General features: G+C 66.6%; 25 protein-coding genes and 1 riboswitch. Of the genes, 7 read left to right on the forward strand and 18 right to left on the reverse strand.

What is annotated here, in order from left to right; genetic code table 11:
- Positions 1-312 precede the first annotated feature (312 nt).
- Both OOZ63_RS00745 and OOZ63_RS00750 read right to left on the reverse strand, forming a co-directional pair.
- Entirely contained in the window at positions 313-1137 is an 825-nt protein-coding gene (locus OOZ63_RS00745; protein WP_266003396.1) for a prohibitin family protein, read from the reverse strand.
- A gap of 91 nt (positions 1138-1228) precedes the next feature.
- Entirely contained in the window at positions 1229-1624 is a 396-nt protein-coding gene (locus OOZ63_RS00750) for a rhodanese-like domain-containing protein (protein WP_266003397.1), read from the reverse strand.
- 32 nt (positions 1625-1656) lie between these two features.
- Here OOZ63_RS00750 and OOZ63_RS00755 point away from each other — a divergent pair, with 32 nt between their 5' ends.
- The gene (locus tag OOZ63_RS00755) at positions 1657-2718 is read left to right on the forward strand and encodes a homocysteine S-methyltransferase family protein (protein ID WP_266003398.1); all 1062 of its coding nucleotides are present in this window, start codon (positions 1657-1659) and stop codon (positions 2716-2718) included.
- Between the two features lie 4 nt (positions 2719-2722).
- Here OOZ63_RS00755 and OOZ63_RS00760 read toward each other — a convergent pair whose 3' ends face one another.
- The gene (locus OOZ63_RS00760) at positions 2723-3922 is read right to left on the reverse strand and encodes an HD-GYP domain-containing protein (RefSeq protein WP_266003399.1); all 1200 of its coding nucleotides are present in this window, start codon (positions 3920-3922) and stop codon (positions 2723-2725) included.
- A gap of 87 nt (positions 3923-4009) precedes the next feature.
- Positions 4010-4106, forward strand: a riboswitch (S-adenosyl-L-homocysteine riboswitch).
- A 56-nt stretch (positions 4107-4162) separates the two neighbouring features.
- On the opposite strand from OOZ63_RS00760, the gene metH reads away from it, so the two are divergent.
- Together metH and OOZ63_RS00770 are read left to right on the forward strand one after the other, a co-directional pair.
- Positions 4163-6901, forward strand: coding sequence for a methionine synthase (metH, locus tag OOZ63_RS00765; RefSeq protein ID WP_416234669.1), 2739 nt, complete (start codon positions 4163-4165; stop codon positions 6899-6901).
- A 78-nt stretch (positions 6902-6979) separates the two neighbouring features.
- Positions 6980-7549, forward strand: coding sequence for a glycine zipper 2TM domain-containing protein (locus OOZ63_RS00770; RefSeq protein WP_266003401.1), 570 nt, complete (start codon positions 6980-6982; stop codon positions 7547-7549).
- Here the strand turns inward: OOZ63_RS00770 and OOZ63_RS00775 are convergent.
- From OOZ63_RS00775 to OOZ63_RS00795, 5 genes are all read right to left on the reverse strand, one after another.
- The gene (locus OOZ63_RS00775) at positions 7543-8463 is read right to left on the reverse strand and encodes a helix-turn-helix transcriptional regulator (RefSeq protein WP_266003402.1); all 921 of its coding nucleotides are present in this window, start codon (positions 8461-8463) and stop codon (positions 7543-7545) included. The two genes, OOZ63_RS00770 and OOZ63_RS00775, sit on opposite strands and share 7 nt — an antisense overlap.
- Positions 8460-10514, reverse strand: a complete 2055-nt coding sequence (locus OOZ63_RS00780; RefSeq protein ID WP_266003403.1) for a molybdopterin cofactor-binding domain-containing protein — start codon at positions 10512-10514, stop codon at positions 8460-8462. The genes OOZ63_RS00775 and OOZ63_RS00780 overlap by 4 nt, the downstream gene beginning before the upstream one ends.
- Entirely contained in the window at positions 10514-10966 is a 453-nt protein-coding gene (locus OOZ63_RS00785; protein ID WP_266003404.1) for a (2Fe-2S)-binding protein, read from the reverse strand. Before OOZ63_RS00785 ends, OOZ63_RS00780 begins: the two co-directional genes overlap by 1 nt.
- A gap of 86 nt (positions 10967-11052) precedes the next feature.
- A complete protein-coding gene (locus OOZ63_RS00790) occupies positions 11053-11664 on the reverse strand; it encodes a nitroreductase family protein (RefSeq protein WP_266003405.1) in 612 nt (203 codons plus the stop codon).
- 31 nt (positions 11665-11695) lie between these two features.
- The gene (locus OOZ63_RS00795) at positions 11696-12568 is read right to left on the reverse strand and encodes an EamA family transporter (protein ID WP_266003406.1); all 873 of its coding nucleotides are present in this window, start codon (positions 12566-12568) and stop codon (positions 11696-11698) included.
- Between the two features lie 90 nt (positions 12569-12658).
- On the opposite strand from OOZ63_RS00795, the gene OOZ63_RS00800 reads away from it, so the two are divergent.
- Positions 12659-13594 carry a LysR family transcriptional regulator gene (locus tag OOZ63_RS00800; protein WP_266003407.1) on the forward strand — a complete coding sequence of 312 codons (936 nt, stop codon included), beginning with the start codon at positions 12659-12661 and terminating at the stop codon, positions 13592-13594.
- Here OOZ63_RS00800 and OOZ63_RS00805 read toward each other — a convergent pair.
- The 9 genes from OOZ63_RS00805 to OOZ63_RS00845 form a co-directional block, all read right to left on the reverse strand.
- Complete coding sequence (locus OOZ63_RS00805) at positions 13585-13812, reverse strand: acetyl-CoA carboxylase biotin carboxyl carrier protein subunit (protein WP_266003408.1); 228 nt, start codon at positions 13810-13812, stop codon at positions 13585-13587. The two genes, OOZ63_RS00800 and OOZ63_RS00805, sit on opposite strands and share 10 nt — an antisense overlap.
- 11 nt (positions 13813-13823) lie before the next feature.
- Positions 13824-14588, reverse strand: coding sequence for a LamB/YcsF family protein (locus OOZ63_RS00810; protein WP_266003409.1), 765 nt, complete (start codon positions 14586-14588; stop codon positions 13824-13826).
- Complete coding sequence (locus OOZ63_RS00815; RefSeq protein ID WP_323055712.1) at positions 14588-15529, reverse strand: biotin-dependent carboxyltransferase family protein; 942 nt, start codon at positions 15527-15529, stop codon at positions 14588-14590. The genes OOZ63_RS00810 and OOZ63_RS00815 overlap by 1 nt, the downstream gene beginning before the upstream one ends.
- Positions 15526-16230, reverse strand: coding sequence for a 5-oxoprolinase subunit PxpB (pxpB, locus tag OOZ63_RS00820; RefSeq protein WP_266003410.1), 705 nt, complete (start codon positions 16228-16230; stop codon positions 15526-15528). The genes OOZ63_RS00815 and pxpB overlap by 4 nt, the downstream gene beginning before the upstream one ends.
- Positions 16227-17600, reverse strand: coding sequence for an acetyl-CoA carboxylase biotin carboxylase subunit (locus OOZ63_RS00825; RefSeq protein ID WP_266003411.1), 1374 nt, complete (start codon positions 17598-17600; stop codon positions 16227-16229). The genes pxpB and OOZ63_RS00825 overlap by 4 nt, the downstream gene beginning before the upstream one ends.
- Before the next feature lie 7 nt (positions 17601-17607).
- A complete protein-coding gene (locus OOZ63_RS00830) occupies positions 17608-18906 on the reverse strand; it encodes a TRAP transporter large permease (RefSeq protein WP_266003412.1) in 1299 nt (432 codons plus the stop codon).
- Between the two features lie 16 nt (positions 18907-18922).
- Positions 18923-19432: a TRAP transporter small permease gene (locus OOZ63_RS00835; RefSeq protein ID WP_266003413.1), complete on the reverse strand. Its 510-nt coding sequence runs from the start codon at positions 19430-19432 to the stop codon at positions 18923-18925.
- A 9-nt stretch (positions 19433-19441) separates the two neighbouring features.
- Positions 19442-20407: a TRAP transporter substrate-binding protein gene (locus OOZ63_RS00840; protein WP_266003414.1), complete on the reverse strand. Its 966-nt coding sequence runs from the start codon at positions 20405-20407 to the stop codon at positions 19442-19444.
- A gap of 114 nt (positions 20408-20521) precedes the next feature.
- Positions 20522-20761, reverse strand: coding sequence for a hypothetical protein (locus OOZ63_RS00845; protein WP_266003415.1), 240 nt, complete (start codon positions 20759-20761; stop codon positions 20522-20524).
- A gap of 412 nt (positions 20762-21173) precedes the next feature.
- Here OOZ63_RS00845 and OOZ63_RS00850 point away from each other — a divergent pair, with 412 nt between their 5' ends.
- From OOZ63_RS00850 to amt, 3 genes are read left to right on the forward strand one after another with little or no spacing between them, the layout of a single operon-like run.
- A complete protein-coding gene (locus OOZ63_RS00850) occupies positions 21174-21893 on the forward strand; it encodes a TorF family putative porin (protein WP_266003416.1) in 720 nt (239 codons plus the stop codon).
- 20 nt (positions 21894-21913) lie between these two features.
- Positions 21914-22252 carry a P-II family nitrogen regulator gene (gene glnK, locus OOZ63_RS00855; RefSeq protein WP_266003417.1) on the forward strand — a complete coding sequence of 113 codons (339 nt, stop codon included), beginning with the start codon at positions 21914-21916 and terminating at the stop codon, positions 22250-22252.
- A gap of 47 nt (positions 22253-22299) precedes the next feature.
- Positions 22300-23835 (forward strand): ammonium transporter, encoded by a 1536-nt coding sequence (gene amt / locus OOZ63_RS00860; protein WP_266003418.1) that lies wholly within the window; start codon positions 22300-22302, stop codon positions 23833-23835.
- 163 nt (positions 23836-23998) lie between these two features.
- Here the strand turns inward: amt and OOZ63_RS00865 are convergent, their stop codons facing one another.
- Positions 23999-24235 carry a hypothetical protein gene (locus tag OOZ63_RS00865; RefSeq protein ID WP_266003419.1) on the reverse strand — a complete coding sequence of 79 codons (237 nt, stop codon included), beginning with the start codon at positions 24233-24235 and terminating at the stop codon, positions 23999-24001.
- Positions 24236-24305 lie beyond the last annotated feature (70 nt).

The raw sequence follows: 24305 nt of genomic DNA on the forward strand, positions 1-24305 counted from the left end.
CGGCCGGGGCATCAGCCCGGGCCAGAGGATCAAAGCGGACCGAGCTCGGCGCGCCCACGGCGGCTCAGAGTCCGACCAAGCGCAGGCGGCGCATACGTGCTGTGCCTAGGGCCGAACGACCTCCGGCCACGTGGCCTCGGAGATGCGGTGATGAAAGCCGGTCCATGCCAGTTCGGGGAACACGCAAAGCTGGGCTCCGTGCTCCGTGCTCCGTGCTCCGTGGCCTGTGCCAGCACCGATAGCAACTCGGCTGTGTTCTCCTCTGCGGTCCAGTAGATCCTGGCTTGCGCGACGGCAAGGCGCAGCGCCATCTCAGCGTCCCGCCGGCGGCGTCAGCTGAACAAACGGTGTGCCCGCCCCTGTGTACTGCGGTAGCTTGCCGTCCCACTTCCTGATGGCCTCGCTCTCGTTTTCCAGCTGTTTCAGGCGCAGGAGGTCGGGCGTGATTTCCAGGCGCTTGGCCTTCAGTGACTCGGCCTCGCCGCGCGCCTTGGCCAGGGCCTGTTCGGCCTCTACCCGAATGCGCTCCAGATCGCGCTCCGCCGTCAGCTTCTTCTGCTCGGCCTCGACCTTGGCCTCAATTGCTTTGTCGAAGACGGCCGAGAAGTCGTAGTTGACCGCCGCCAGCGAGTCGACGATGACGCCATGGCGCTTCAGTCGCGCCTCCAGCGCGTCGCGGATCTTGCCGCTGACCTCGGTGCGCTTGGTTACCAGTTCCTCGGCCGTGTACTGGGCCGCAATGGCCTTGGTGGCCTCCTGCGCGGCTGGCTCGATGACACGCGCCGCCACCGCATACTCATTGCCTATGGCCTGGTAGGTTTGCGCCACCAGGGCCGGGTCTAGCCTCCAGTTCAACGCCGCCGAGACCGAGACCTGCTGCAGATCGCGCGATGCGGCCACGCCCTTACCTTCGCTCTTTTGCAAGCGCACATCGATCATATGAACCCGGTTGACCAGGGGCACGACGAAGTGGATGCCTTCCCCCAGCGGTTCGGGGTCGACCTTGCCGAACGTCGTGATCACGCCGCGCGTGCCCGATTGCACAATGCGTATCGGGTTGATCAACGTGAAGACAAGATAGACACCCACCAGGATGGCGGCGATCTTGGCGACCCAGGAGACGAGGCTTCGGTTCATGGCAGTCCTTGGACGGCCATGGCGGCCGCGCCGCGCAGGCTAACAGCAGGGTCAAGTCTTGCCTATGCCACCAAAGGGTGTGCGGGTCGGCCTACATCTGCTCCCAGGGCAGACCGTCATGGCGCCAGCCATTGAGCCGGCCGCGTTGGAAGTTCTCGTCCGGATCGCCCTCGAAGCCATGGACGATGTTGACGACCTCGGCAAAGCCGGCTGCCTCCAGCGCCTGGCCCGCTGCGACCGTGCGGGTGCCGGAGCGGCATAAAAGCACCAGGGGCTTGCCCAGATCGCCACCGGCCTCGCGTTTTACCTGGGTCACGAAGCGGTCCACATCGGGCTGCATCTCCGGGTATTCGTACCAGGCCACATGGACGATGCCGGGCGGATGGCCGACATAGAGGTATTCCAGCTCCATGCGCACATCGAGGAACAGGGCCTCGGGGTGTTGTTGCAGATAGGCCTGGGCCTCGACGGGGAGCAGATGTTTCATGGGGATATTGACGCGCTCTCTAAAATGGTCGGATGAACGCTTCCACCCGACCCTACACGCGCGGCGCGCAGCTGCCCGAGATTTTGCAACAACGCATCGTCATCCTCGACGGCGCGATGGGCACGATGATCCAGCGCTACAAGCTGTCCGAGGCCGATTATCGGGGCGAGCGCTTTGCCGACCATGGCAAGGACCTGAAGGGCAATAACGACCTGCTGGTGCTGACTAAACCCGAGGTCATCAGCGAGATCCACGAGCAGTACCTGGCCGCCGGTGCCGACATCATCGAGACCAATACCTTCGGCACCACCTCGGTGGCCCAGGAGGATTACGAGCTGGGCGAGCATGCCTTCGAGATGAATGTGGCCGCCGCCCGACTGGCCCGCGCTGCCTGCGCCAAGTACAGTACGCCAGACAAGCCGCGCTTTGCCGCCGGTGCACTGGGCCCGACGCCGCGCACCGCCAGTATCAGCCCCGATGTCAATGACCCCGGCGCCCGCAATGTCGACTTCGATACGCTGAAGGCCGCCTATTATGAGCAGGCCAAGGGCCTGCTGGATGGCGGGGTGGACCTGTTCTTGGTCGAGACCATCTTCGATACGCTGAACGCCAAGGCGGCGATCTTCGCGCTCGACGAGCTGATGGAAGACACGGGCGTGCGCCTGCCGGTCATCATCTCCGGCACAGTCACCGATGCCTCGGGCCGCATTCTCTCGGGCCAGACCGTGACCGCCTTCTGGCATTCGGTGCGCCACGCCAAGCCGCTGGCCATAGGGCTGAACTGCGCGCTCGGCGCGACGCTGATGCGGCCCTATATCGAGGAGCTGGCCAAGGCTGCCGGCGACACCGCGATCAGCTGCTACCCGAACGCCGGTCTGCCCAACCCGATGAGCGACACCGGATTCGACGAGACGCCCGAGGTCACCGGCCGCCTGGTCGGCGAGTTTGCCGCCGCCGGCTTTCTGAACATCGCCGGTGGCTGCTGCGGCACGACTCCGGCTCATATCGCGGCGATCGCGCAAAAGGTCTCGGCTTACAAGCCTCGCGCCTGTGGCCAACGCTTCTTCAGCGAGCTGGTGGCCGAGCAGGCGTGAGGTATCAGTAGAGCTTCAGCAGCCGCTCCATATTGACCAATAGCTTGAGCTCATGCGGCGCCAGACTGGCGGCAATGGCCTGGCTGGACAGACGGGTATCGCGTGGCACCGGCTCGCTCAACGGAGCGCCGCTCTTGCCCAGCAGCGCAGCGACCAAGGGCTCGTTGGCACTGTGGCCGCGCTTGGCGACGACACCGACCTCACCATTGGTCAGGCGCACAAGCGAGCCGGGGGGGTAGAGACCAACGGCCTTGATCAGCGCGGCGCCGGCCTCGTCGGGCTGCTGCAGCTCGTCCAGATAGACCGCACGCGCCGCCTGGGCGCCAGATAGGGCCTTGCGCGAGCGCCGCGGACTCAGCCGTGCGCCGTAGAGATCGACGCGGCGCAGCACCCGCGCCATCTGCTCCGGCACCGAGCGAGCGGCCAAGGGCCCGGGACCGGCCTCGTGATGCAGGCGCACGATTTGCAGCCATAGCGAGTCGCCGACGCCCAACGTGCGAAGCAGCTCGGCGCTGCGATCGCCATGGCCGACCAGCACGGCCCGGTGGGCCTCGCTGGGGCGTTCGTCCTGGCCGGCGAGCCGGTCTTGCAGCGAGCTGATGCTGATATTCATCGACAGCGCGGCTTGTCCCAGAACCAGGCGCAGATCCTCGGCCCAGCCTAGCTGGCGCGCGCAGAGCTCGCACAGCAGCAGGCTGAGCAACGCGTGGCGGGCGCTGTAGTGCTGGAAATCCTGGCTGGACTCGAAGATCAGCAGCATCAGCGCTGCATCGGTCTGCTGCTGCACCCGCGCCAGCATCTCCTGCTGCAGCGCATGGAAACGTGGCAGGAAGTCTTCGGTCCTGGGCTCGCGCAGCAGCGCATGGCCCCGCAATTGAAGATCGGCCCAGGCGGCCTGGTCGCTGACCTGTGGCACGGCCGCGCCGCCCCGCTCGGGCCGGTAGCTGGTCTGGGCCCGGGCGATGGCGCCCAGCGTGGCGCCCTGGTGCATCATAGTGTCGACCTTGTGGGCCAGCGCGCGCTGGTAGTCCTTGGTCTCATGGGCCTGCACCCAGGCACCGCGCTGTATCAGCGCCTGGACTAGGGGACTGTCGCCCAGCACCTGGCCGCGCGCAATCAGCAGCTTGCCCTCAGCGTCGCGCAAGGAAAAATCCAAGACCTGGCCGATGCGCAGGCTGTGAGGGGGCAGGGGTATCAGATCCACGGTGATTCGCTAGAGCTCTGAAGGAATTGTCGGCGCGCCGGCACCCGGCTTGAGCCTTGCGGCTGGGACGCAGCGTAAAATGCGCCACGGTCCGAGGAGCGTTGCGACGGGTGTAGTGTCAATCGACAGCCCGCCAGGCTTGGATCTGCAAGGGCGCCAGCCTTTTCAACGACGCTCACCGATCCATGAATTCTTCGTGGCCGCGGTGAGCCTGCGGTCCGATCTTTCTCCGAGGCTGCCATGAACACCGCTACCCCCCAGACCACGCCGCCGCCGATGAAGCTCTCGGGATTGGAGCCGGTGCAGATAGGCGCCGGCACGCTCTTCGTCAATATCGGCGAACGCACCAATGTCACCGGCTCCAAGGCCTTTGCCCGCATGATCCTGGCCGGGCAGTTCGAGCAGGCGCTGGTGGTCGCGCGCCAGCAGGTCGAGAACGGCGCCCAGGTCATCGATATCAATATGGACGAGGCCATGCTGGACAGCAAGGCGGCGATGGTGCGCTTCCTGAACCTGATCGCTTCCGAGCCTGAGATCGCCCGCGTACCCATCATGATCGACAGCTCCAAGTGGGAGGTGATCGAGGCCGGCCTGAAATGCATCCAGGGCAAGGGCATCGTCAACTCGATCTCTATGAAGGAGGGTGAGGCCGAATTCCGCCGCCAAGCGAACTTGGTGCGCCGCTATGGCGCGGCCGCAGTCGTGATGGCCTTCGACGAGAAGGGCCAGGCCGACACCTTCGAGCGCAAGATCGAGATCTGCGAGCGGGCCTACAAGATTCTGGTCGACGAGGTCGGCTTCCCGGCCGAGGACATCATCTTCGACCCGAACATCTTCGCGATCGCCACGGGCATCGAGGAGCACGATAACTACGCGGTCGACTTCATCAACGCGACCCGCTGGATCAAGCAAAACCTGCCCGGCGCCAAGGTCAGCGGCGGGGTTTCGAATGTCAGCTTCAGCTTTCGTGGCAATGATCCGGTGCGCGAGGCCATCCACACCGTGTTTCTGTACCACGCGATCCAGGCCGGCATGGACATGGGCATCGTCAATGCCGGTATGGTGGGTGTCTACGACGATCTGGAAGCCACGCTTCGAGAAAGAGTTGAGGACGTGGTGCTGAACCGCCGACCCGACGCTGGCGAGCGCCTGATCGAGGTAGCCGAGAGTGCCAAGGGCCTGGCCAAGGACGACACGGCCCGGCTGGCTTGGCGCGCCGGCGATGTCAATGCGCGGCTCTCGCATGCGCTGGTGCATGGCATCACCGACTTCATCGTCGAGGATACCGAGGAGGCATGGGTCGCGATTCAGGCCAACGGTGGCCGGCCGCTGCATGTGATCGAAGGCCCTTTGATGGCCGGCATGAACATCGTCGGCGACCTGTTTGGCCAGGGCAAGATGTTCCTGCCCCAGGTGGTCAAGAGCGCGCGGGTGATGAAGTCCGCCGTGGCCCATCTGATTCCCTATATCGAGGAAGAAAAGCGCCAGCTGGAGGCGGCCGGCGGCGATGTGAAGCCAAAGGGCAAGATTGTCATAGCGACTGTCAAAGGCGATGTGCACGACATCGGCAAGAACATCGTCACTGTGGTTTTGCAGTGCAACAACTACGAGGTCGTCAATATGGGTGTGATGGTGCCCTGCCAGGACATCCTGGCTCGCGCCAAGGTCGAGGGAGCCGACATCATCGGGCTCTCGGGTCTGATCACGCCCAGCCTGGAGGAGATGCAGCATGTGGCTGCCGAGATGCAGCGTGACGATTACTTCCGCATCAAGAAGATTCCGCTGCTGATCGGCGGCGCCACCTGCAGCCGCGTCCACACCGCCGTCAAAATCTCGCCGCACTATGAAGGCCCGGTGGTCTATGTGCCGGATGCCTCGCGCTCGGTGGGTGTCTGTACCGAGCTGCTCAGCGACGACCGCGCGGCTGCCTATATCGACGAGCTGAAGGCCGACTATGAAAAGGTGCGTCAACAGCATGCCAACAAGAAGAAGACCCCGCTGGTGACGCTGGCCCAGGCGCGCGCCAACAAGGTCCAGCTGGACTGGGCCGGCTACCGGCCGCCGGTGCCGAAGTTCATCGGCCGCCGTGTCTTCCGCAACTATGACCTGGCCGAGCTGGCCCACCACATCGACTGGGCGCCGTTCTTCCAGACCTGGGACCTGGCCGGCCCCTTCCCGGCCATCCTGAAGGACGAGATCGTCGGCCACGAGGCCCAACGTGTATTCAGCGACGGCAAGCGCATGCTGCAGCGACTGATCGACGGCCGTTGGCTGACGGCCAATGGCGTGTTCGGCCTCTACCCCGCAGCCCAGGTCAACGACGACGATATCGAGATCTACTGTGATGAAAGCCGCAGCGAGGTCTTGATGACCTGGCGCGGCTTGCGCATGCAGTCGGAGCGTCCGGTGGTCGACGGGGTGCTCCGCCCGAATCGCTGCCTGGCCGATTACATCGCGGCCAAGGGCTCGGTGCCGGACTACATCGGGCTGTTCGCGGTGACGGCCGGCCTTGGCGTGGACAAGAAGGAAGCGCAGTTCCTGGCCGACCACGACGACTACTCGGCCATCATGCTGAAGGCCCTGGCCGACCGCCTGGCCGAAGCCTTTGCCGAGCGCCTGCACCAGCGCGTGCGCCAGGAGTTCTGGGCCTATGCGGCCGACGAGGCCTTGAGCAATGAGCAGATGATTGCCGAGCAGTACCGCGGCATCCGCCCGGCGCCAGGCTACCCGGCCTGCCCGGATCATCTGTCCAAGCGCGATCTGTTCAAGGTGCTGACCCCTGAGGACATCCAGATGGGCCTGACCGACAGCATGGCGATGACGCCGGCCGCCAGTGTCAGCGGCTTCTACTTCTCGCACCCCGAGGCCAGCTACTTCAATGTCGGCACCATCGGCGACGATCAGATGAAGGACTGGGCCGCGCGCATGGCGCTGGACGAGCTCGATGCGAAACGCGCGCTGGCGCCGCTGTTGGGCTGACATGCGCTTACATCTGCCGGTCGGCGCTGGCCCGGCGGTCTGCGTTAAGGTGTCATCCCTGTTTCCGGAGTTGACCCTATGAGCATGCCCTTGAATTCCAGCCAGACCATTGCCATCGTGGCGGTAGCGGCCGCTCTGGTGGCCGGCGCCTACGCGCTGGGCCGATCCTCGCAAGACCCGGCCGCCGTGCCAGCGCCGATGGCCGCCGTGGTCGAGGACAGCAGGCCCGCGCCGGCCAAGCTGGCCCAGGCCGAGGTGCCGAAGCCGGCTCCCAAGCCTGCCGCCGAGCCCAAGCCTGCGGCCGAACCCCGGCTTTGCAATGACTGCTCACGCGTCGTCTCGGTGCGCAGCGAGGAGCGCGAGGGTGAGGGTAGCGGCCTTGGTGCGATCGGTGGCGCAGTGATCGGCGGCATCCTGGGCAACCAGGTTGGTGGCGGCAGCGGCAAGAAGATCGCCACCGTCGGCGGTGCTGTGGCCGGAGGCTATGCCGGCAATGAGATCGAGAAGCGCCAGAAGAGCAAGCGCGTCTGGATCATCCGCCTCGAGCACAAGGACGGAAGCAGCCGCACCTTGGAGCGCGCCAGTGATCCGGGCCTGAAGGCCGGCGACATCGTCGAGCTGCGCGACGGCGAACTACGCCGTCACTGAGCCCCCGCCTGTCGGTAGCGTGCCGGCGGCAACCCGACCCTGCGGGTGAACTCGCGAGTGAAGTGGGCCTGGTCCGCAAAGCCGCACAGGAAGCCGATCTCGGCGATGCCATGCGAGCTGCTGCCCAGGCACCATGCCGCCAGCCGTGAGCGGGTCTCAGCAATCACGGCGCTGAAGCTAAGGCCATGTGCGGCCAGCTGGCGCTGCAGGCTGCGGCTCGACAGGCCCAGGCCGTCGGCGACCTCGGCCAGCCGCAGCGCATCGGCCGGGTCGGCAAGCTGGCGAGACGCCAGTGCCAGCGCCACCGGTGGCCAGTGCAGCGGCGCTAGCAGATCGGCCGGAGCGCAAGGTTTGCCCGGCAAAGGGCTGAGCGCATGCCACTGGAACTGCCAGACCCGCATCGCATCATCAGCGGCCAGCCGGCGCAGCGTGTCTTCGTCGGCCTGTGGATGCACGGCATGGCCGGCAATCTGCACCTGCACTCCTTGCGCTCCCAAGGCCTCGAAGCCGCCGATCAGTACGCCCAGCACTGCCAGACTCTCGGCCGGCTGGGGGGCGGGGCCGCTGTGCCTGAGCCTGATCCGCCCATCGGTCGGGGCGTCCTCGATCCGCACGCTGTGCTCAGCGTGGATATAGCGCTCCAGCCGCTGCCAGCGGCGCATGAAGTCGAGCGGCTCGAGCGCGGCCACCAGCACTTGGTGCAGTGGCTCGCCCTCGATATGCCGGACCTCGCGCGCCAGCGCCAGCAGCGTGGACAGGCCGCCTTGCTCGACGATGGCAGCGACCACACGCCGCTTGTCCTGATGCGCCACCCGTGCGGCCTCGGGTAGCGGCAGCGGCGTGCTCAGGCCCCGCGCGGCCATGCCGCGTAGCAGCAGCCGCAGCATCGTCGCGCTGGCGAAGTCGGCGTTCATCGCGCCAGTGTGCCTGTAGCCGACCGCAGGTCGGCGGCGCGTACCGGCAGTCGCGTGAAGCGCCGGCCGGTGGCCGCCCGCAGCGCGTTGGCGATCGCCCCGGCGCCGGCCACCATTGCGGTCTCGCCGGCGCCGCCGCTGGTCTCGCCGGTATCGATTAGCTCGATATGCAGGGCCGGTAGGTCGTGGATGCGCGGGATCGGCGCTTCAGCGAAGCCGCTGGCCGCGATGCCCGCCTTGTTGTCTATCGGCAGCGCCTCGATCAGCACCATGCCCAGACACCAGATCAGATTCCCTTCGATTTGCGCGCGCACGCCTTCGGGCTGGACGAGGCGGCCGCAGTCGTGGGCGCAGTGCATCGCGGTGACCCTGACGGCGCCGCTGGCCCGCTCGACCGCGACCTCGGCAATCACCGCCGCATAAGCGCTGCCCTTGTAGATGCCACAGGCTAGGCCGCGGCCGCGCAGGGTGTTTTCATCGCTGACCGGCTGCTGCGGCCAGCCGGCGCTCTGCGCGACGCGCGCCAGCACGCGGCGCAGGCGGGCGTTCTCCAGCTGCGCCAGCCGGAAGACTAGCGGATCGATACCGGCCACATGGGCGCACTCGTCGATGGCGCTCTCGATCACCCAGCAGTTCGGCCCGGCACCCAGGCCACGCCATGGGCCGGTGAGTACCGGCAGCCGGCGCGCGTCGAACTCGATGCGCTGGCGTGGCAACGCATAAGGCGGCAGCGCGCAGCGCGAGACGCCGCCGTCGCCGGTGAAGTCAGCCAGGCTCTGCATCCAGCGCGGCATCGCAGCCGGCGTGAACAGGATATGACTGCTGACCAGACGGTGCCACCAGTCGAGCACCCGGCCGTTGTGCAGCCGCGCTCGCAGCTGGTGACGTGAGGGCGGGCGGTGAAAGCCCTGCTGCAGCTCTTGGGCGCGCGTCCACTGCACTTTGACCGGCGCGCTCACAGCGCGCGAGAGCAGGGCCGCCTCTGGTTCCACCAGCACCAGCGCACGGGCGCCGAAAGCTCCGCCGGCGCGGCAGGCCTGCACCAGGACCTTGGACTCATCCAGACCCAGCTGCCTTATCAGGGTGTCGCGCACATAGAACAGGTCCTGCGTGCCGGTCCACAGCCGCAGGCTCCGATCGGCTGCCCGATAGTGTGCGACGGCGCAGCGCGGCTCGATGCCGTTGTGCGCCGCCAGCGCAGTCTCGAAGACCAGGTCCACATCCCAGGCTGCGGCCTCGGCCATCTCGTCCTCGCGCAGCCGGTGGCGCAGCCGGCCCTGCTCGGGCAGCCGCAGCAGGTGCTCGATGTCGGCGGCGTTGCCATCCTCAACCTGCCAGTGCAGGGCCAGCGCTGCCTCAATGCGGTCCAGCGCGGCCGGTGTACGGGCCACCATGCCCAGGCCTTGGCTGTTTGCACGCTTCAGCCCCGGGTGCTCGACCAGGGCCACAAACCCGGGCAGCGCGCGGGCCGCTGCGGCATTGAAACCCGCTGGCCGCGATGCCAGCTCGGGTGATACGGGCGCACGCAGCACGCGGCCGTAGAGCAGGCCCGGCAGCTGAACATCGGCCGCAAACAGCGGCGCGCCAGTCACGATCTCGCGGCCGAAGCCCAGAGGGTCGGACCGTTGGCGTGGCGCTCCGTTCAGGCTACGCAGGACGCTGGCTGGCCACTCGCGCGGCGTGCGGCCGGCCAGGGCCTCGCGCAGCGCGGCGCAGGCTTGAGCCAGCGGCAGCGCGAAGCCCTTGATCGAGTCGCTGCCGACGGTGGCGCGCACCGGTGCCATGCTTCGGCTGTCTGGCAGCGCCAGGCTGATCGCGCCGATGGACACGCTCAGCTCGTCGGCCGCGATGCGTCGAAGTGCGGTGCCGATATGCTGGCCGATTTCGGCGCGCGGCAGGCGTAGCTCGAAGCGGCCCGCGCCCAGATGACTGATCCAGCCCATCGCGTCGGTCTGTGTGGGCTCGGGGCGACGCGGGATCACGGGCAGCGTCGAGCAGCCGGCCAGGATGGGCACGCTCAGTAGCGCGCCCAGCAGCTCGCGGCGCCTCATCATGAGCGGCTGGCACGCTGGATCGCGCGGCACATGCGGGGCTGGCTGCCGCAGCGGCAGAGATGTCCGGCCAGCGCGGTCTTGATCTCGGTCTCGGTGGGCTGCGGTGTCTGTCGCAGCAAGGCCGCAGCGGCGAGCAGGTGGCCGCTCTGGCAGTAGCCACATTGCGGCACTGCCTCGTCCAGCCAGGCCTGTTGCAGCGGGTGCAGCCGCTCCCCGTCGGCCAGTCCCTCGACCGTCGTCACCGCGCGGCCTTGCACCGCTGCCACTGGAAGCAAGCAGCTGCGCAGCGGATCTCCGTCCAGCAGCACGGTGCAGGCGCCACACTGGCCCAGGCCGCAGCCGAATTTGGCGCCCACCAGACCCCAGGCCTCGCGCAGTACCCACAGCAGCTTTTCGTCCTGCCATCCCTCGGGAACGACCCGGGTCCGGCCATTGATCTTCACTTCCATAGTCGCCACTCCCTGGTTGAGCTGAGCGGCGATCTTGGGCCGGCGGCCGGCCCGGGTCTTGAATAATTGCGCCAGCGGCCGCCGGCTCAGGCGAAAACCAGCACCTCGCTGACGGGCAGGCGCGGTTTTTGCGGCCAGTTGTCCGCCCGGGCGCGGCCCACGGTGACTAGCATGACGGGCAGGGTGCGTGCGTCGAGCCCGAATTCCCGGGCTACGGCCTGTGCATCGAAGCCGCCCATCGCGCCGCTGGCTAGGCCCATGCCCTGGGCCGCCAGCATCAGCGTCATGGCGGCAAGCGAGGCCGAGCGTATTGCCTCGTCGCGTTGCAGTCGCGGGTCGTGCGCGTGGGCCGCGGTTGCTGCCGCCAGCCAGCTCTGGAACACCGCGTCGCCGACGATGCCCACCGCCGGGCGCAGCGCGCGCGGCAGGCCCTCGTGCGCTGCCAGTAGGCCGCTGATGATGAATGTGACGGCCGCATCGCCCACCTGGGGCTGGCCGTAGGCAGCGGCTTGCAGGCGCGCTTTCGCGGCGGGCGTGCGCACCGCAATGAAGTGCCAGTTCTGGAAGTTGTAGGCCGAAGGAGCCAGCGTGGCCAAGCGCACCAGTTCGACGATGCTGGCATCGTCAAGGGCCTGGCCGGGTTCGTAGCGGGTGACCGATTGGCGCGCCGCTATCAGTGCATGGACGGGGTGTTGCATCGACGTTCTCGTGTGAAGTGTTGAAAGGGTGTCAGCGCTTGGCGTTCATCGCCAGCTGCATTGCCAGCACGCTGCCGAGCACGACCAACAGGCCCAGCAGGGACAGGCCGCCCATGGCCTGGCCCAAAAGCAGCCAGCCCAGCAGCACGGCAGTCAGCGGGCTCAGCAGACCCAGTGAAGACACCGCCACCGGCGACAGCCGGGCGATGCCGCGGAACCACAGCGCGTAGGCGAGCAGGGCTCCGACGAGCGACAGATAGGCGTAGCCGAGTACTTGGCTCATACCCAGTGCAGGCAACGGCGCATCGACGCTCCAGGCCAGCGGCAGCAGCATCAGCCCGGCGATCAGCAGCTGCCAGCCGGTCAGGGCCAGCACCGGCATGTCGGTCTGCCAGCGCCGGGCCAGATAGGTACCGGCGGCCATGCTGACCGCGCCGGCCAGCGCCGCCGCGACGCCGACCGGGTCCCAGACGGCGCCCGGCGAAAGCAGCAGCGCGGCCATGCCCAGCACGCCGGTCACGCCGGCGCCTATCGCCAGCGAGGGCGGCCGGCGCCGGTCCACCGCCCAGCTCATGCCGATGACCAGCAGGGGCTGGACGGCGCCGACCACGGCAGCCAGGCCACCGGGCAGGCGGTAAGCGGCGATGAAGAGCATGGCCTGGAAAAACCCCAGGTTCAGCGCCGCCAGCACCAGCAGGCGGCCCCATTCGTTGCGTGCCGGCAGGCGCCGGGCGTAGAGCACCAGCAGCAGCCCGGCCGGCAGCGAGCGAATCAGCGCCGCCGTGAAGGGCCGGTCGGGCGGCAGCAGCTCGGTCGTGACGATGTAGGTGCTGCCCCAGATGACGGGTGCCAGCGCCGTCAGCCAGGCGTCGACCGCTTGGGATTGTTGCGACGCACTGCCCATTTATTACCTCTAATTCAAGATAAATAACTGTAGCATTAATCTTGATATCGAGACAAAACCTCGGGCTAAGCACGGCCTACACTTGGCGCCGTGAACACCAAATTCCTTGAAACCCTGGTGGTACTTGCGCGAGTCGGCAGCTTCCGCGAGACCGCCCAGGTGATGAGCACCACGCAGGCAGCGATCTCGCAGCGCATCGCCGCGCTGGAGGATGAGCTGGGCGCTGAGCTGGTGGACCGTAGCGCGCGTCGCCTCGGACTAACCCAGGTCGGCGAGCAGGTACTTCGCCAGGCCGAGCGCATGCTGGCGCTGGAACGCGAGTTGAAGCTTTCGACCCGGCCCGACGCGCCGGCTGCCGGCCGGGTGCGCATCGGCGCGATCGAGTCGGTGGTGCACACCTGGCTGTCGCCGCTGATACGCCAGCTGGCCGAGCGCTACCCGCAGATCAACCCGGACATCACGGTCGACACCGCGCGCCATTTGCAGGACCAGTTCCGCCTGCGCAAGCTGGACCTGATGATCCAGAACGACCCCTTTGCCGAGGCCATCGGTACGCTGGATTACCGGGTCACGCCGCTGTGCGAGTTCCCGTTGCGCTGGGTCGCCAAGCCCGAGCTGCTGCCGGCCGGCGGGCGGCTGACGGTGGAAGATCTGGCGCGCGTGCCCCTGCTAACGTTCTCGAAGACATCGAGCCCGCAAGCCCATGTGCGCGCGCTCTTCGTTGACCGCGACACCGAGCCCCGCGTCTGCAGCTTCCCCTCGGTCGAGTCCATCATCCAATTGGCCAGCGATGGCTACGGCATCGCGGCTATACCGCCGGTGTTCGTGCGCCAGCAACTGGCGCAAGGCCTGCTCTGGCAGTGCGAGGGGCCGCCGCTGCCCTCGATGCAGATCACATCCATCACCGAGAGCCGCATGAGCACGGCGGTGCGCGAGACCGTAGGCCTGGTGCGCGAGGTGGTGGCCGACTTCTGCGAGCGGGTCGGGGCCGACTGGGTGCGGCCCCAACTGGGCGATCAGGACTGAGTGGTCAGCACCAGCAGCGGTTGCTCTTCCTCGACCATCTCGCCCTCGGACACCAGGATCCGCGCGACGGTGCCGGTGGCAGGTGCGGCCAGCGGCAGCTCCATCTTCATCGACTCGATCACGAGCAGGGTTTCGCCCTCGGCAACTTGCTGACCGGGCGTGACTTCGATCTTCCAGACGCTGCCGCTGGCTTCGGAAGTGATGCTGACTTCAGACATGGTGGCGGGGCTCAATGGGCGGGGGCTCGCAGCGCGACGCCGTCGGCCGCAAGTGCGCCGCGGATATGGCGCGCGAAATCCAGCGCACCGGCTTGGTCGCCATGCAGGCACAGCGTGTCGGCGCGCACCGCCACGACTTTGCCGCTCAGCGCGTTGACGCTGCCGGCCAGCATCTGGCGGACCTGAGCCAGCGACTGGTCGGGGTCTTCGATCATTGCGCCGGGCAGCCCGCGCGGCGACAGCGAGCCGTCGTCTTGGTAGCTGCGGTCGGCGAACACCTCGTTGGCTGCGCGCAGGCCCAGCGCCTCGGCCGCCTTGATCATCTCGCTGCCGGCCAGGCCGAAAAAGACCAGGCCGGGATCGAAGTCGCGCACCGCCTGGGCGATGGCGTCCGAGAGCTGGCGGTCCCTGACCGCCATGTTGTAGAGCGCGCCATGCGGTTTCACATGGTTCAGTCGGCCACCGGCGGCGATGGCAAAGCCGGACAGTGCGCCGATCTGGTAGAGCACCATCGCATAGGCCTCGGCCGGCGTGATCTTCATCTCGCGGCGGCCGAAGCCCTGCAGGTCCGGCAGGCCAGGATGGGCACCGACCGCCACGCCCTTGGCAATGGCCGCACCGACAATGCGGCGCATTGTGCCCGGGTCGCCGGCATGGAAGCCGCAGGCGATATTGGCCGATGACACATAGTCGAGGATGGCGATGTCATTGCCCATGGTGTAGGCGCCGAAGCCTTCGCCCATGTCACAGTTGAGATCCAGGGTCTTGCTCGTCATCATGCGGCTCCCAGTGCATCAGAAAACTGCTGCTCACGTTGCAGATACAGGGTCTGCGCGGTCTCCAGCGAGACCGGCACGAAGCGCAGCGCCTGCTGCGGCGCCAGCTGCGCGAGCAGCGGCAGGTCTACGCTGATCACATGGCCTATCTTTGGATAGCCACCGGTGCTCTGGCGCTCGGCCATCAAGACGATGGGCTGGCCGTCGGGCGGCACCTGGATGCTGCCGAAGTTGACCGCCTCGGAGATCAGCTCCCCGGGCTGGCTGCGCGCCAGTGCTGGGCCTTCGAGCCGGTAGCCCATGCGGTCGGACTGCGGGCTGATGCGGTAGCTGTTCTCGGCGAACAGCGCCTGCGCCTCGGCCGTGAAGCCGGCCCAGTGCTCGCCGAGTACGACGCGCAGCGGCGTGATCTCGGCGCTGGGCAGGGTGCTCACGACCGGGAGGTCCGGCAGCGCGCCGGCCGGTTGGAAGTCCGCCGCCTGGAGCCAGTCGCCTTTGCGCAGCGCTCGGCCCAGATGGCCGCCAAAGCCGCCGCGCACAAAGGTGCTGCGGCTGCCCATCAGCGTCGCGACTGAGAAGCCGCCGCGCACTGCCAGATAGCTGCGCAAACCGTTGATGCGCCGCCCGAAGGCCAGTACGGCGCCGGCTGGCACGTCCAGCCGCCGGTTCAGCGCCATCGGCTCTCCGTCCAGCGTGGCCGACAGATCTGCGCCGCAGATCGCGATCTGGGTGGCAGCCACGAAGCGCAGGCAAGGCCCCATCAACACGATCTCCAGCGTGGCTTGGTCCATGTGATTGCCCACCAGCAGATTGGCCAGTCGGTGCGAATACTCGTCCATCGCACCGCAGACCGGCACGCCTAGGTGCTGATAGCCGTAGCGGCCCAGGTCCTGCAGTTGCGACTGTGCGCCCGGTTTGATGACCTCGATATCGATGCTCATCTCCGCGCCTCCAGCATCGCTTCGTAGGTGATGGCGTCGATGCGCACGAAGCGGATCGCGTCGCCCGGCCCGAGCAGGCAGGGCGGTTCGGCACCAGCCTCGAACAGGCGCACCGGCGTGCGACCCAGGATGTTCCAGCCGCCGGGGGTTTCCAGCGGGTAGATGCAGGTCTGCTCGCGCGCGATGGCTACAGAGCCGGGCGGGATATGGGTGCGCGGCGTTGTGCGGCGCGGCATCGCGAGCTGCGGGTTCAGGCCTCCAATGAAGGGGAAGCCTGGCGCAAAGCCCAGCATGTAGACGCGATGGGCCGACTCCAGATGCAGCGCGATCACGCGTTCGGGACTCAGCCCGCAGCGCTGGGCCACATCCTCCAGATCGGGTCCGTAGTCGCCGCCATAGCAGACCGGGATCTCGATTACGCGGGGTGCGGCCTGCTTGGCATCGAGCGGCTGGGCCAGGCGTTCGAGCAACAGGGTCTTCAGCGTCGCAAAGGGCGTGGGGCCGAAGCACTCGGGGCGGTAGTGCAGAGCCACGGTGCTGAAGGCGGGCACGATATCGCGCAGGCCGGCTATCGGCAGGGCGCGCAGGCGCTGCACGAAGGCGTGCACCCGGGCGCTCGTCTCGGGGTCCACGGTCGTGCCGAGCCCCACCAGCAGGCAGCGGTCACCGACGGCGTCAATGCGCCAGTTTTCAGTCGTCATACAGCAATCACTCCCGCAAGCAGGCCCTGGCGCTCGCGCTCGACCCAGCCGGTGTCGACCTCTCCCGCGATGAAGTCGGCATGTCCGGCCACTGCGGCCAGGAGTTCGACATTGTTCTTGACGCCCCCGATGCGGCTAGATGCCAGCGCTTCGCGCAGTCGGGCCAGCGCGGCTTCTCGGTCCTTGCCCCAAACGATCAGCTTGGCGATCATCGGGTCGTAGAAGGGCGTGATCTGGTCGCCCTCGCGCACGCCAGTATCCACGCGCACATGAGCCATCTCCAGCGGCAGGCGGAACACCGTCAGAGGCCCGGGAGAGGGGAAGAAATTCTTGGCCGGGTTTTCGGCATAGAGCCGGCACTCGATGGCCGCGCCGCACTGCGCGATTTGCGCCTGTGTCAGCGGCAAGAACGTGCCGGCCGCGAGCCGGATTTGGGCCTGGACCAGGTCCCAGCCGGTGACCATCTCAGTGACCGGATGCTCGACTTGGATGCGGGTGTTCATTTCCAGAAAGAAGAACTCCAAGGTGTCGGCGTCGACGATGAATTCCACCGTACCCGGTCCTCGGTAGCGCTGGTGCGCAGCCAGTGCGACGGCCGCCGCAGCCATGCGCTCGACCATAGGAGCAGGCAGGCCTGGCGCCGGGCTTTCCTCGATGATCTTCTGGAAGCGACGCTGAACCGAGCACTCGCGCTCGAACAGATGCACGGCCGTGCCGTCACCATGGCCGAAGACCTGGATCTCGATATGGCGGGCGCGTGCCACCAGGCGCTCCAGATAGATGGTGCCGTCCTTGAAGGCCTTGGCCGCCAGGGCCTGGGTGGCGGCCACCGCAGCCAGCAGTTGCTCGGGCGTGTCGACTCGGCGCATGCCGATGCCGCCGCCACCGCCGGTGGCTTTCACCAGCAGCGGGTAGCCGACGCCTTGCGCGGCCTGTTCGATGCCGTCGAGTGCGTCGATTTCGAAGCGCCTGCTGCCCGGCAGTGTCGGCACGCCAGCGGCCTGAGCGATGGCGCGGGCGCGCTGTTTGTCGCCCATGGCCTCGATGCTCTCGGGCGCCGGTCCAATCCAGCAGACACCGGCAGCCTCGGCAGCGCGGGCGAATCCGGTGTTCTCGGACAGGAAGCCGTAGCCGGGGTGCACGCCGTCGGCGCCGTGGCGCAGCGCGGCCTCAAGGATGCGCTCACCGTTCAGATAGCTCTGCGCGGCCGGTGCCGGGCCAATGGGTTCGGCGAAGTCAGCCAGCTCCACATGCAAGGACTTGGCATCCGCTTCGGAATACACCGCGACGGTTTCGATGCCCAAGGACTTGCAGGCGCGAATGATGCGGCAGGCGATCTCGCCGCGGTTGGCAATCAGGATGCGTCTCATGGTGGACTCAGCCCATCGCCCGTGGCAGCACCATCACGATGTCCGGGAACACCGTGATCAGCACCGTCGCCAGCACCAGCAGTAGGAAGAAGGGGAAAGCCATGCGCGCCAGGGTGAACAGGCCCTTGCCGGTGATACCCTGGATTACAAAGAGGTTGAAGCCCACCGGCGGCGTGATTTGCGCCATCTCGACCACCAGGATCAGGTAAATGCCGAACCACAGCGGGTCGATGCCGGCGGCCTGCACGGCGGGCAAGAGCACGGCCGTGGTCAGCACGACGATGGAGATGCCATCCAGAAAGCAGCCCAGCAGGATGAAGAACACCGTCAGCACAGCCAGCAGACCATAGGCCGAGAGGTTCAGCGAGGCGATCCATTGCGCCACGTTGGCCGGCAGGCCTGTGAAGCTCATCGCGCTGGTCAGGTAGGCCGCGCCCAGCAGGATGAATGTGATCATGCAGGACGTGCGCGCCGCGCCCGTCAGACTCGCGACGAAGGAGGTGCGACCCAAAGAGCCTCCCAGGCCGGCAATGATCAGCGATCCGATCACGCCGATGGTGGCGGCCTCGGTGGCGGTGGCGATACCGGCATAGATGGAGCCGATCACGCCGACGATCAAGAGCACCACCGGCGCCAGCAGGCGCAGGCGCTTGAAGCGCTCGGCCCAGCCGACCTGTTCGGCGTCACGCGGAACCTTGGCCGGATTGCGCAGTGCCCAGATCGCGATATAGCCTGAGAACAACAGCATCATCATCAGGCCTGGCAGGATGCCTGCGGTGAACAGCTTGACGATGGAGACCTGGGCCGCGACGCCGTAGACGATCATCACGATGGACGGTGGGATCAAGAGGCCCAGCGTGCCGGCGCCGGCCAGCGAGCCGATGCTGATGCTCTCGTCATAGCCACGCGCCTTCAGCTCGGGCAGCGAGATCTTGCCGATGGTGGCAGCCGTGGCGGCCGAGCTGCCGCTGACCGCAGCGAAGATGCCGCAGCCAAGCACGTTCACATGCACCAACCGGCCCGGCAGGCCATTGACCCAGGGACCCAGGCCCGAGAACATATCCTCGGCCAGACGGGTGCGGTAGAGGATCTCGCCCATCCAGATGAAAAGCGGCAGCGCGGTCAGGGACCAACTGGCGGTGGATCCCCAGGCTGTGGTGGCGAAGATCACGCCGGCCGGCGCGTCGGTGAACAGCAGCAGGCCCACTAGGCCGCAGCCGATAAGGGCCAACGCCACCCAGACGCCCAGGCCCAGCAAGAGGAAGAGCAGTGCCATCAGGACGCCCGCTTGTGCAAGATCGCTCATCGGAGATGTCCCTTTCTTATTCGGTGCGGGCGGTCTCGCCGTCCGGCCCATCGCTCAGCGGACGGCCGCGCAGGCCACGCCACAAGCGGTCGATCAGCATCAGCGCCAGCAGCAGCATGCCGACGGCCATGGCCAGCTGCGGTATCCACAGTGGTACGCGCAACATGCCCTGCGCGACCTCCTCGTACTGCCAGGAGCCATGCACGAACTGCAGCGTGTGCCATGCGGCCCAGACCGCCAGCGCCCCGCCCAGCGCCGAGGCCAGCAGCTCGTAGCCGCGCTCCCAGCGCTTGGGCAGGAAGTGCAGCACCAGGGTTACGCGGATGTGGTCACCATGGCGCATCGCATAGGGCAGGGCCAGGAAGGCCGAGGCCGCCATGGCCCAGGCAGCGAAATCATCGGCGGCTGGGATTTGATGCCCCAGCAGTCGCGCGACGATCTGCGCCGCGATCACCAGGCCGATACTGGCCAATGCGACGGCCGAGGCCGCCCCGGAGGCCTTGGAGAGACGGTCAAGGACGGCCATGGCGTTCGCTTACTTCTTGTTGAAGGCGTCGAGGACTTTGGCGCCGTCGGGACCGGCCTTCTTGGTCCACTCCTCGGCCATCGTCGCGCCGACTTTGTTGAGTTCGGCGGCGATCGCTGCCGGCACCGGCTGCACCGTGATGCCCTTGGCGGCCAGTGTCTGGGTCAGCTTGGCGGTCAGCTCGCGGGCCTGGGCCCAGCCGCGCGCTTCGGCCTTGGCACCGGCGGCCATCACGGCCTGGCGCTGCGCCTCGGGCAAGGCCATCAGCGAGCGCTTGTTGGCGATGACGATGGCCTGCGGTATGAAGGCCTGAGCGTCGTAGTAGTGTTTGACATAGTCCCAGGCCTGGGTGTCGACGCCGGTGGCCGGCGAGGTGATCATCATGTCGATCACGCCGGTCGAGAAGGCCTGCGGCACCTCAGCGGTCTGAATCGTCGTGGGCACCGCACCCATCAACGTGACCATGCGGCTGGTCGAGGCGCTGTAGGCGCGAAAGCGGGCACCCTTGAAGTCGCCGATCGCGGCGACCGGTTTCTTGGTGTAGATGCCTTGCGGCGGCCAGGGCGAGCCATAGACCAGCACAAGGCCTTGCTTATCCAGGCGGGCGGCGATCTGCTCGCGGGCGGCCTTCCAGAGCTTTTCGGAGGCGTCGAAGGAGCTGGCCAGGAAGGGCACGCTGTCAATCTCGAACATCGCGTCCTCGTTGCCCAGCGCCGACATCAGCACCTCGCCGATCGGCACGATGCCTTGCTGCACGCCGCGCTTCACCTCGGGGCGCTTGAGCAGCACGCTATTGCTCTGAACCTTGAACTCCAGTTGGCCGGCGGTTGCTGCCTTCACGTCCTCGGCGAACTGGCGCACATTGACGGTCAGGTAGTTGGCGTCGGGTTGTTCGGCCGACATATTCCAGGTCGCGGCCTGGGCGGTGGTGGAGAGCAGGACGGCGGCGGTGGCGCTGAGCAACAGGCGTTTCATCTCGGGCTTCCTTTTGGAATGAAGGGGGTGGGTGACGCGAATGTCCACCAATCCGGCATCGAGGTCGACCGAGAAATCTTTATGGGCCGTGGCTAGATTTGCTGATTCCTGGTACTAACCCTTGCTCTGCAGACAGCCGCACAGCTGGCCGCGCGGCAGCGATTTTGTGTCGCCGCGCGGGCTCAGTGCGGCTATCTGGTCCAGCAGATAGGCGCCGGACACCGCCATGCCGGTGGCCAGGGGCGCCTTTGCCGAATTCGCCTCGGTCAGCATCAGATCGCCGGTCAGGCCCGACTGGCGCAGCGCAAGCGCACCGGCCGCAGCTCGCCGGCCAACGACAGTTCGCTGGCGCATGCCATGCCTCGCAGCCGCTCGGGCCGATCTGCTCGCGGGCCGCCAGGAGGACCTGTGCGATCGGCAACTGATTGGCCAGCTGTGCTCCTTAGCGCATAACCGAGCGGCGGCCAGCCCGTCCAGCGCGCGGCTGTGTACGTCTGCCAGGGAGATTGATCCCACCCCAGGACCGGTGCTTACCGATCCTATTTTTGATATTGCACGTTTGCTGACCCCGGGCGCGCTGCCTTCGCTGCACCAATGGAGTGCCTGCACCAAGTGCGGGCATCAAGCGTGGTCATCCTCTTTTGGTGCATTCCCGCGCGATCCGGGCCTCTTTCCCGGTTTCGCCTGAGGCGCCGAGCCTGGCACGGAAGCTGCAATCCTCAGTTCGAACTTGCCTTCTCCCCATCCAAACAGCTAGGAGTTCCGCATGAAGTTGATTCTTGCCACGCTTACCGCCGCCATGACCCTCGGTGCGCTGCCGGCCCAGGCCCAGGACGCATCAGTCGCCTTCAATGCGAGCCTGACCAGCGACTACCGCTATCGCGGCATCTCGCAGACCCGGCTAAAGCCGGCCCTGCAAGGCGGGCTGGACTATGCGCACCCGAGCGGCTTCTACGTGGGCGCCTGGGGCTCGACGATCAAGTGGGTCAAGGACGTTGGCGGCGACGCTAAGGTCGAGGTCGACCTCTACGGCGGCTACAAGACCGAGATCAGCAAGGGCGTCAATCTCGACATCGGCGTGTTGACCTATATCTACCCGAGCAACAAGCTGGCGACCAGCGCCAACACCACCGAAATCTATGGCGCGCTGAGCTATGGTCCGTTCACGGCCAAGTACTCGCACGCGGTTACCGATACCTTTGGCAACCCCGACAGCAAGAACAGCTGGTATGCCGATCTGTCAGCCAGCTTCGAAGTGATGGACGGCTGGATGCTGGCGCCCCATGTCGGCTATCAGCGCATCGATGGCCCCTTGCGCGGCCAGGCCTCCTACACCGACTACTCGCTGGCGCTGTCCAAGGACTTCAGTGGTCTGGTGCCCAGCATCGCGCTGGTCGGCACCGACGCTGACAAGGGCTTCTACACCGTCAAGGACAAGTTCCTGGGCAAGAACGGGCTAGTGGTCAGTGTTAAGTACAACTTCTGAAACCGTGTGAGGAGAACGCAATGAAACTGATCACCGCCATCATCAAGCCCTTCAAGCTTGACGAAGTACGCGAGGCGCTGAGCGCTATCGGCGTGCAAGGGCTGACCGTCACCGAGGTCAAGGGCTTCGGCCGCCAGAAGGGTCACACCGAGCTGTATCGCGGCGCCGAGTACGTCGTCGACTTCCTGCCCAAAGTCAAGGTCGAAGCGGCGGTCGATGATGCGGTGGTCGAGCAGGTCATCGAGGCCATCGAGGCCGCGGCCCGCACCGGCAAGATCGGCGACGGCAAGATCTTCGTCTCGCCGCTAGACCAGGTGGTGCGCATCCGCACCGGCGAGACCGGGGCCGATGCGCTCTGAGCTCCACCGATCACAAGACTAGACAGACAAATCCCCGGAGATTCTTCATGAAGAAACTACTTGCCAGCCTGGCACTGGCTGCGGCGGTGTTCGCCCCTGCAGCCTGGGCCCAAGACGCGGCGTCCGCGCCCGCCCTCGCCGAGGCCGCCTCGGCGGTCGTCGCTGCTGCTTCCGAAGCCATGGCCGCCGTGGCTGCCCCGGCCGCAGACGCCGCTTCCGCGCCGGCCGAAGCCGCCGCACCATCCCCCGTGCCCAACAAGGGCGACACTGCCTGGATGATGGTCTGCACCTTACTGGTCATCATGATGACGGTGCCGGGTCTTGCGTTGTTCTACGGCGGTCTGGTGCGCAGCAAGAACATGCTGTCGGTGCTGATGCAGGTGATGGTCACGTTCTCGATGATTGTCGTGCTGTGGGTCATCTATGGCTACAGCCTGGCCTTCACCGAGGGCAATGCCTTCATCGGCGGCTTTGATCGCCTCTTCATGAAGGGCATCTGGGATAACGCGGCCGGCACCTTCGCCAACGCGGCCACCTTTAGCAAGGGTGTCTACATCCCGGAGATCGTGTTCGCCGCCTTCCAGGCCACCTTTGCCGGTATCACCGCCTGCCTGATCGTCGGCGCCTTCGCCGAGCGCATCAAGTTCGGGGCCGTACTGCTGTTCATGGCGATCTGGTTTACCTTCAGCTACTTGCCGATGGCGCACATGGTCTGGTTCTGGATGGGCCCGGACGCCTATGCCTCGGCCGAGGTGGCCGCCGAGATGACCGGCAAGGCCGGCCTGATCTGGCAATGGGGCGCGCTGGACTTTGCCGGCGGTACCGTGGTGCACATCAACGCGGCCGTCGCCGGTCTGGTCGGCGCCTATATGGTCGGCAAGCGCGTTGGCTACGGCAAGGAATCCTTCACCCCGCACAGTCTGACACTGACCATGGTCGGCGCCTCGCTGCTGTGGGTGGGTTGGTTCGGCTTCAACGCCGGTTCCGCACTGGAAGCCAATGGCTTTGCCGCGCTGGGCTTCATCAACACGCTGGCCGCCACCGCTGCCGCCGTGCTGGCCTGGTGTATCGGTGAGGCGCTGCTCAAGGGCAAGGCCTCGATGCTGGGCGCGGCCTCCGGCGCAGTAGCCGGCCTGGTGGCCATCACTCCGGCGGCCGGCAATGTCGGCATCGGCGGCGGCATGGTGATCGGCTTCGTCGCCGGCTTCGCCTGCCTGTGGGGCGTGTCGGGTCTGAAGAAGATGTTGGGTGCGGATGACTCGCTCGACGTGTTCGGTGTTCACGGTGTCGGCGGCATCGTCGGCGCGCTGCTGACCGGCGTGTTCAACTCGCCCAACCTCGGCGGCCCCAGCGCCGTCGGCGACTGGGTCACGGTGGCCATGGTGGCACCGGACGCCTACTCGATCGCCAGCCAGGTCTGGATCCAGTTCAAGGGCGTGCTGCTGACCATCGTCTGGTCGGGTGTGGTCTCGGTGATCGCCTTCAAGATCGTCGACCTGGTGATCGGTCTGCGCGTGCCGGAAGAGGCTGAGCGCGAAGGCCTGGACATCACCTCGCACGGCGAGACGGCGTACCACAAGTAAGTCACGGGACGGGCTTCCCGTCTGTGCAAGAAGCCGCCTTCGGGCGGCTTCTTGCTTTGCGCAGTCAGCGCCTAGACCAGGAAGATCGCGGCCAGCACGCCAAGCAGCAGCACCACCACCAGCGTCAAGGCAATCATGAGCAGCGCTTCGAGCTTGTAGCGGTTCATGGCTTACCTGACAAGCGGGCGGCGCCTTCAATGAAGTCAACCAATTCGGGATGACTGAGGCGCACCTCGTCCAACAGCGCCTGCGCGGACGCTGCGCTTTCGTCATGGCTTGGTGCTGATGCGGACAAGGTCTGCGGCAGCGGGGTCTTGTCCTGGGGGGAGTACATCAGCACCCAGCCGCGTCGCCGGTAGGCGTCGAAGAGCAGGCTGACCAGCGCCTTGGCCTTGTTCAATGCCAGCATCGGATCCCGTGCTCAGATCGGTGCGGAACCTTTGTTGAACTGGGGCAGCAGGTCCAGATGG

This window comes from Paucibacter sp. PLA-PC-4 (genome assembly GCF_026241155.1).
GTDB lineage: Bacteria > Pseudomonadota > Gammaproteobacteria > Burkholderiales > Burkholderiaceae_C > Roseateles_E.